The sequence below is a fragment of the Prosthecobacter sp. genome, from assembly GCF_044232965.1.
Lineage (GTDB): Bacteria > Verrucomicrobiota > Verrucomicrobiia > Verrucomicrobiales > Verrucomicrobiaceae > Prosthecobacter.
The window spans coordinates 1-7,318 of record NZ_JBIIKX010000131.1 but is presented as its reverse complement, the minus strand read 5'-3'; the positions used below and the strand labels follow the sequence as shown (position 1 = coordinate 7,318).

Genomic DNA, 7,318 nt, shown 5'->3' with positions numbered 1-7,318 from the left:
TGACGGTCGCACGCTTGAAGCTGTTGATCGTCTCGTCGTCGTTGGAGAGCCAGAATTCAGCCGAATCGCTGGCATTGAGCCAGAAGTAGTAATTGCCCGTCGTGGGCGCGGTGATGTAGCCGCGCATCCGGGCACCAAAATCGTCCGCAGCATCCACAGGGGCTTGGAGGCTGCTCAGATTGCTGGTGCTGCTGGGAGCTGTGCTCAGCGGGATGCTGGAGATGCTGGTGCCGCTGATGCCGGCCCACACTTCACGCACCACATTCCCGCCAGCGGCTTCGACATGCAGATTCAGCACCGAAGTGCTGGTGCCTGCGGCATTGGTGATGCTGATGAGGATTTGGTAATCTCCCGCTGTCGTCGCCGTGCCGGAAATGAAGCCGTTGAGATAGCTGAGCCCCGCTGGCAGGCCGCTGACAGTGACTGCGCCCGCATTGCTGCCGAGCACGGCATAGCTGAACGGACCGCCAACGAGCGCGGTGGCCGTGGTGTCCGCAAGATGCACCGGAGGTGCTTGCGGAATATTTTCAGGGTAGAGCCTCTCGGTCGGAATGATTTGCTTTGGCTGGCTGGCGCTCTGCCAGTAGAGCTGAGCGCGAGCGTTGCCGGTGCTCTCATAGTAGTCGAGCTGGATGTCGTAGCGAGTGCCGCCGACGACGGGAAAACGCACATAACGTTCATTGCCCATGGAGGACCAGTCTTTGAGCGGTTTATTGACGATTTCGAGGTTGATGTTGCCGACGCTGTTCGCGGCATGGCGGCCAGCGTAATGCGTCAGGGCCATGGCGGTCGTTTGAGCGGCGGGGACGCTCGTTAAGCCAGGTGCCATGAAGAGCATGGAACCCGTGGAATTGCCGAGGCCCGTGGCATAACTCACCGTGAAGGTCGTGGCGGTGTGGGCCGTGATGGTCTTGTAGGTGTAGATTTCATTCGTCAAATTGCCTCCAGTCGGATCCAGCACCACCTGCATACCGGTGGTTAGGGTGTTCGCAAGCAGTCCCGCAGTCGCATAATCCACCACGGTCACACCCGTGGCACTGGTGTAAGTGTAGGAGGCGTTTCCAGCCGGAAACACGGAGGCGACGACGATGTCGCGATTATCTGTCACATTGATGGTAGCCGTTCCTGCGGTCTCCGAGGCGAAGGCATTGATGCCAAAGTCCACCGTGAAGGTGTTCGCAGTCGGATTGGAGAGAATGGTGTAGCGCAAGTTGGCCAGAGTGTTGGCCGTGCCGCTGGTGGGATCGAGCTCCACGATTTGGCCCGCGATGAAGCCCCCGGGCGTGTTGGTGGTCAGGTTGCTGTAATTGACTATTGCCACGCCTGTGGCGGCATCATAGGTGTAGGTGCTGCCATTGGCCTGCGTGAGGTTGCCACTGGCAGGGTCGATTCGGATCGTCTCGCCAGCCACAAAGCTGCCGGGCTTGATGCGGGCGTTCACATAGTTCACCAAAAGGGTGCCGGTGGTGCTGTCGTAGTGGTAGTTGCTGCCGTCGTTGTTCGTGCCGGGCAGCGTCTTCAGCGCCTGCACCTGACCATTGAGCTTCAAGGTGCAACCATCATCCGCCTGCACGATGAAGGTGTACTCCTCGGTGAACTGCGGCTGCACCTGCCCACTCCAACGGACGGAGAAGGTATCCGGATTGATCAACGCCGCATCCGGCGTGCCGGTGCCCCAGATGCCGTTGTTCTGCTCCGTCACTTGATTGAAGGTGCCGACGCGTCCCGGAGAGCCGGAGAAGGTCGTGTTGGGATAGATGAGGTTGTAAACCCCGATGGTAGTGCTGGCGGTGTTGTTCAGCACGAAGCCATTGCCCGTTACATTGCTCGTCGGGTGCAGGAAGGCCGTCAGCGTCGTGCTGGCCTGCGTGGTGACGCCTGTGACCGTGCTCAGCAGGATCATGCCGGGGCCGATGGCGGAAATCGTGGCATTCGTCGGCAATCCAGGACCCGTGATCGACATGCCAGTCGCTAAGCCATCAATGGAGGGCACCAGCACCGTCTGGCTGCCCGCCGTAGTGGACGCACCTGCGATCGAGACAGGGATGCCACCGAGGCGGCAGGTCAGGTCTGTGCTGAGCTGCGCGGTGACACCCGTGCCGGTGGTGATCGTGATCGAATTGGTGCCAATAGCGGTGATAAATTCATTTGCTGGCAGCCCTGTGCCCGTAATGGACATGCCCACATAGAGACCGGCGACCGAGGAGACACCCACCGTGGCACTACCTGCTGTCGTCGTCGCGCCAGTCAGCGTCACAGTCGTCTGAGGAATAGCCACGGTGAAGGTCGTGGTGCCATTAACCGCTGAGATTGGAAGCGTGCCATTGTGGGTCGAGGTGGCGCCGGGGCGGAAAAGCGGTCCGGAGGAGAATGAGAGGTCCACATTCTGACCGACCGAGCGGCTGTGCCCACCCGTCGGTGTCACCACCAAGTTACCTGCGGTATAGCTCCAGGTCATCGCCTGTGTGTGCGTGAATTGGTTTGCCTGCGGGATGTTGGCGAAGGCTCCACCATCGATATTCCACTGGAGGCGGCAGCGGGCATCGCCGCTCGCATCCACATGCTCCACACGCATTTTATAGCGCTGCGTGGGGCTGCCAGGGATCGCCAAGGCATAGGGTGTGCCCACGGGAGTGATCTTGAAGGTGCCAACGATCTCATTATCCGCTGTGCCATCCTCCGGCGAACCCGTGGCGGCTGTATCCCACCCGTGCTCCACCACCTGCTCCCCAGGTAGATCAAAGGTGCCATTCAAATTGAGGTCAATGAGCACGCGAGCCTTATCATCAGCATCCAGCTGGAAGCGATAGTTCCCCGCCGTTGTCGGAGCCAAATAGGTCTCGAACGTCTCGGAGTAGTTGTCCGGCGAGTTCAGGTGGGAAATCGTCGTAAAGTTCGGCGTGCCGTAGATCCAGTCGTTATTCACCGCTTCCACACGCTCGATCAGGCCAGGATGGATGGGCTGGATGCTGAAATTGCAAGTGCTGGTGCTGGTGGTCGGCAGCCCGGCTCCCGGTGGCAAAGCGATCGTGAAGGTGGCCGCCGTTTTCGCCGTCACTAGGAAGTTCTGGTTGTTGTAAACCGCCGTGCTGAGGTTTCCGCCGTTGAAGGAGAACCTCACCTGCGTGGTGTTCGGTGTCAGCGCCGCCAGCAGCGTCGCCAGCCGTGCGGGGGACACGCCCGTCGGCGTGATGACTGCCGTGCCGGTGAAGTTCGGCGTCGTGCCAGCTCGTGTGTATTGGTAGTTCGCCGCATCGCCAAAATTCGCCGCATGCTCGTACGTGCCGTTGGAGTGGTCGTAATAGCGTGCCAGAAGCCCCGTTCCACTGGGAGCCGTGGTGTTGGAGATGATCACCGTGGCCTGCTTTTTGTTTTCGTCGATCACCACCGGCGTTGAATTGCCGATCATGCCGCCGTTGAGCGTCACCGTAACGGCTTCCCCACCCTCCAGCGCGGCGTCGATCGTCGGGCTGATGGCGATGGTCGCGGTCTTCGCTCCTGGGGCAAAATCCACGAAGCCCGACAAGGCCGCGAAATCCGTGCCTGCCGTCGCGTTGCCGCCCAGCGTGTAGTAAATTCGAGCGCCCATCAGGCTGTTGTTGCGCCGCAGCCGGAGCAGGCCCGCCGGACCTCCGTCCTCGGAGGCAAAGGCGGTCTCCGCCTCCACCGTGATGACATCCTGTGTCTGTAGCGTCTGGTTAATTTCCGCCATGTCCGAAACGCCGTCGCCATTGCTGTCGGTTTGTCCCGGCACAAGGCCCAGTTTGCGCTTCACCCAGTCGGAGACGCCGTCGCCGCTGGAACTCACATCCGAGGTCTCCAGCTTGTAGAACTTCTTGGTGTTTCCGGGTGTCTGGATGGAAATCGTCGCCGCTGCTTGGTTGGCAGAGGGAATGTACTCGGTGCCAGTGACTGGCGTCTGCAGCGTTTCGGCCGCCCACACCGGCCCGTTTGGCGCATCAGAACTCAGCACTCGGTATTTTTTCCCAGCTTCGACCTTCGACGTGAACACCACCGCGTTGCCGACGATCGTCATGTTGCCAATCTTGAAACTGTCCGTCGCCACGAACGGGTTGGTCCCGGCGACTGCCTCTAAACTATTGATGAAGCCGTCGTTGTCCGTGTCACCGGCAGGATCAATGGCCCAGGCATTGAACTGCTCCTGCCAGATGTCATCCAGCTCGTCAGGGCCGTTGGTTTGGCCGACAGGCACTTGTCCGGCGGGCCATTTGTTCTGATCAGTGACAGAGGCGGCAGAAACCAGCGTCTCCAACGAAAGAAGCATCAGCAGGAAGGTTGGAATCCTGAAATGATGGATGGACATGGCGGTTGGAAGATATTGAATTGCGGCAAAAGGCGGAGCAGCCTTGGCTCATTTACTTAACTGAAAATGAATTACTCAGGTATGGTACCGAAAAACCCTCCTGTGAGTCAATCCAATTCAAAGTGGACCCTCCTGTTAGCGAGAGCGATTTCTGACTCGAAGAGGGAGGGGGCCTTGTAGTTGAGGGAGGAGTGCAGGCGAAGGGGGGGGCGTCGATGAAGGCAAAGAGTTTGTGGGCGGCGTCCTCCTGGCTGGCGAAGCAGCCATCGCTCAGACGAGCCGCCGCCTTGACCACTCTTGACGCCTTGACCCGCTTGACCGTCCCTCTTGCCACATGCTCCTGCCGCGCTACGCTCGCCCTCCTTTTTCCCTGAACCATGAGCGCCCCCGACACTGCCCGTAACTACAAAGACACCGTCCTCCTGCCGAAGACCGACTTTCCCATGAAGGCCGATCTCGTCACGCGGGAGCCGCAGCGCCTCGCGAAGTGGCAGGAAGGAAAGCTCTACCAGCGCATCGTCGCTCAAAGCAAAGGCAAGCCCACCTTCATCCTGCATGACGGCCCGCCCTTCGCGAATGGCGACGTCCACATGGGCACCGCGCTGAACAAGGTGCTCAAAGACCTCATCGTGAAGTCGAAGACCATGGCCGGCTTCCACACGCCCTTCATCCCCGGCTGGGACTGCCACGGGCTGCCCATCGAGTTCAAAGTCGTCAAATCCGCCGCCGGTCTCACGCCGGTGGAAGTCCGCACGCGTTCGGAAGCCGAGGCGCGCAAGTACATCGACATCCAGCGCACCAGCTTCAAGCGCCTCGGCGTCTTCGGCGATTGGGAGAATCCGTATCTCACGCTCGATCCCGGCTACGAGTCCGGCATCCTGCGCACCTTTGGCAAAGCCGTCGAAAAAGGCCTCGTCTATCGCATGAAGCGCCCCGTGCTGTGGAGCTACGGAGCGCAAACCGCGCTCGCCGAGGCGGAGGTCGAGTACAAGGAGAAAACCTCGCCCGCGGTGTTCGTGAAATTCGCGCTCGTCAGTCCGCCGCCCGGCGCGGAAGACGCCTCGCTCGTCATCTGGACCACCACGCCGTGGACCTTGCCCGCGAACCTCGCCATCGCGCTGCATCCCGAGTTTGAGTATGTCTGCGGCAAGTTCGCGCATGCCGATGGCCGCAGCGAGAAGCTCGTCATCGCCAAGTCACGTCTCGAAGGCTTCGCCGCCAGCACCGGCTTCGCGCTCGATACTTCGCATGCGAACGACACCTTCAAAGGCAGCGCCTTGAACGGCGGAGCGGCTCAGCATCCCTTCCTCCCGCGCACCTCGAAGGTCATCAACACCCTCTTCGTCACCGACGACACCGGCACCGGCGCGGTCCACATCGCCCCCGGCCATGGCGCGGACGACTATCAGGCCGGACGCGAGCACGGGCTCGACATCCTTTCGCCTGTCGATGCCGATGGCAAATACACCGCCGAGTGCGGATTGCCCGATTTCGTGGGCAAGCACGTCTTCTCCAGCAACGACGGCATCATCGAGATCCTCACCGCCAAAGGCGCGATCCTCGGCAACGAAAAATACGTCCACCAGTATCCGCATTGCTGGCGCTCCAAGACGCCCATCATCTTCCGCGCCGTCGAGCAGTTCTTCATCCGCATCGACGCCATCCGTCACAAGGCACTGGAAGAGATCGACAAGGTCACCTGGCTGCCCGCCTGGGGCCGCAATCGCATCTACGGCACCGTCGAGAGCCGTCCCGACTGGTGCATCAGCCGCCAGCGCACCTGGGGCGTGCCGCTTCCCGTGTTCTACTCCGCAGAGGGCGAGATCATCATGCGCACCGACATCATCGGCAAAGTCGCCGACATCGTCGAGAAGCAGGGCACCAATCTCTGGTTCGAAAAAGACGACGCCTGGTGGGCGGAGGCCGTCGGCCTGCCTGCCGATACGAAACGCGGCAACGACACCCTCGACGTGTGGATCGACTCCGGTTGCAGCCACGTCTCCGTGCTCGACCGCCATCCCGAGCTGCATTGCCCCGCCGATCTCTACATCGAGGCCACCGACCAGCATCGCGGCTGGTTCCAGAGCAGCCTCATGATGAGCATCGTCGCCCGCGACGCCGCGCCTTATAAGAGCGTCATCACCCACGGCTTCGTCGTCGATACCAGCGGCAAAAAGATCAGCAAGAGCGACCAGGGCACCGGCAAAAGCTCCAAGCCCATGACCGCCGACCACTACTACAACAAGTACGGCGGCGACATGGTCCGCCTCTGGGTCAGCAGCGTCGATTACCAAAACGAAGTCCCCTTCAGTGAGGAACTCTTCCAGCAGACCGGCGAGAGCTACCGCCGCATCCGCAACACTTTCCGCGTGTTGCTCGGCAATCTGCACGACGCTCCCCAAAATCCTTCTGAATCTGCGAAATCTGCGGACTACACCCTGATCGACCGCTGGATCTTGGAGCGCCTCCACGCCATCACCGCCGAGTGCGTCACCGCCTACGCCGCCTACGACTTCCGCAAGGTCTTCACCGTGGTGAACAGCTTCTTCGCCACCGAGCTCAGCGCCCTCTACATCGACATCACCAAGGACCGGATGTACTGCGACGCCGCAGGCAGCCCGCGCCGCCGCGCCACCCAGGCCGCCATCCGCGAGATCACCGAGACCTTGTGCAAGCTCCTCGCCCCCATCCTCGCCTTCACCGCCGATGAAACGTGGGAACACCTCGGCCACAGCGACAGCGTGCACATGCAGGTCTTCCCGCAGCCCAATGCCGCTTTTGCGGGCACCGAAGCCACCGCCGCCGTCGAAGAGCTGCTCAAAGTTCGCGGCGTCATCCAGCAGGCCATCGAAAAAGCCCGCCAGGAGAAGAAAATCGGCTCCAACCTCGAAGCCACCGTCGCCCTGACCCTCCCCGCCGAAGGTTTCACGCACCCCGTCTTCAGCGATCCCGCCACCCTCCACGAATTCCTCATCCTCAGCGACCTCCAAATCA

At 61.0% G+C, this 7,318-nt stretch carries 2 protein-coding genes; one reads left to right on the top strand and one right to left on the bottom strand.

What is annotated here, in order from left to right:
- Window positions 1-4,324 (bottom strand): PA14 domain-containing protein (locus tag ACILSI_RS26385; protein WP_395724919.1); only part of this gene is annotated, 4,324 nt, incomplete at its 3' end.
- A gap of 377 nt (window positions 4,325-4,701) precedes the next feature.
- Here ACILSI_RS26385 and ileS point away from each other — a divergent pair.
- Window positions 4,702-7,318 (top strand): isoleucine--tRNA ligase (gene ileS / locus ACILSI_RS26380; protein WP_395724918.1); only part of this gene is annotated, 2,617 nt, incomplete at its 3' end.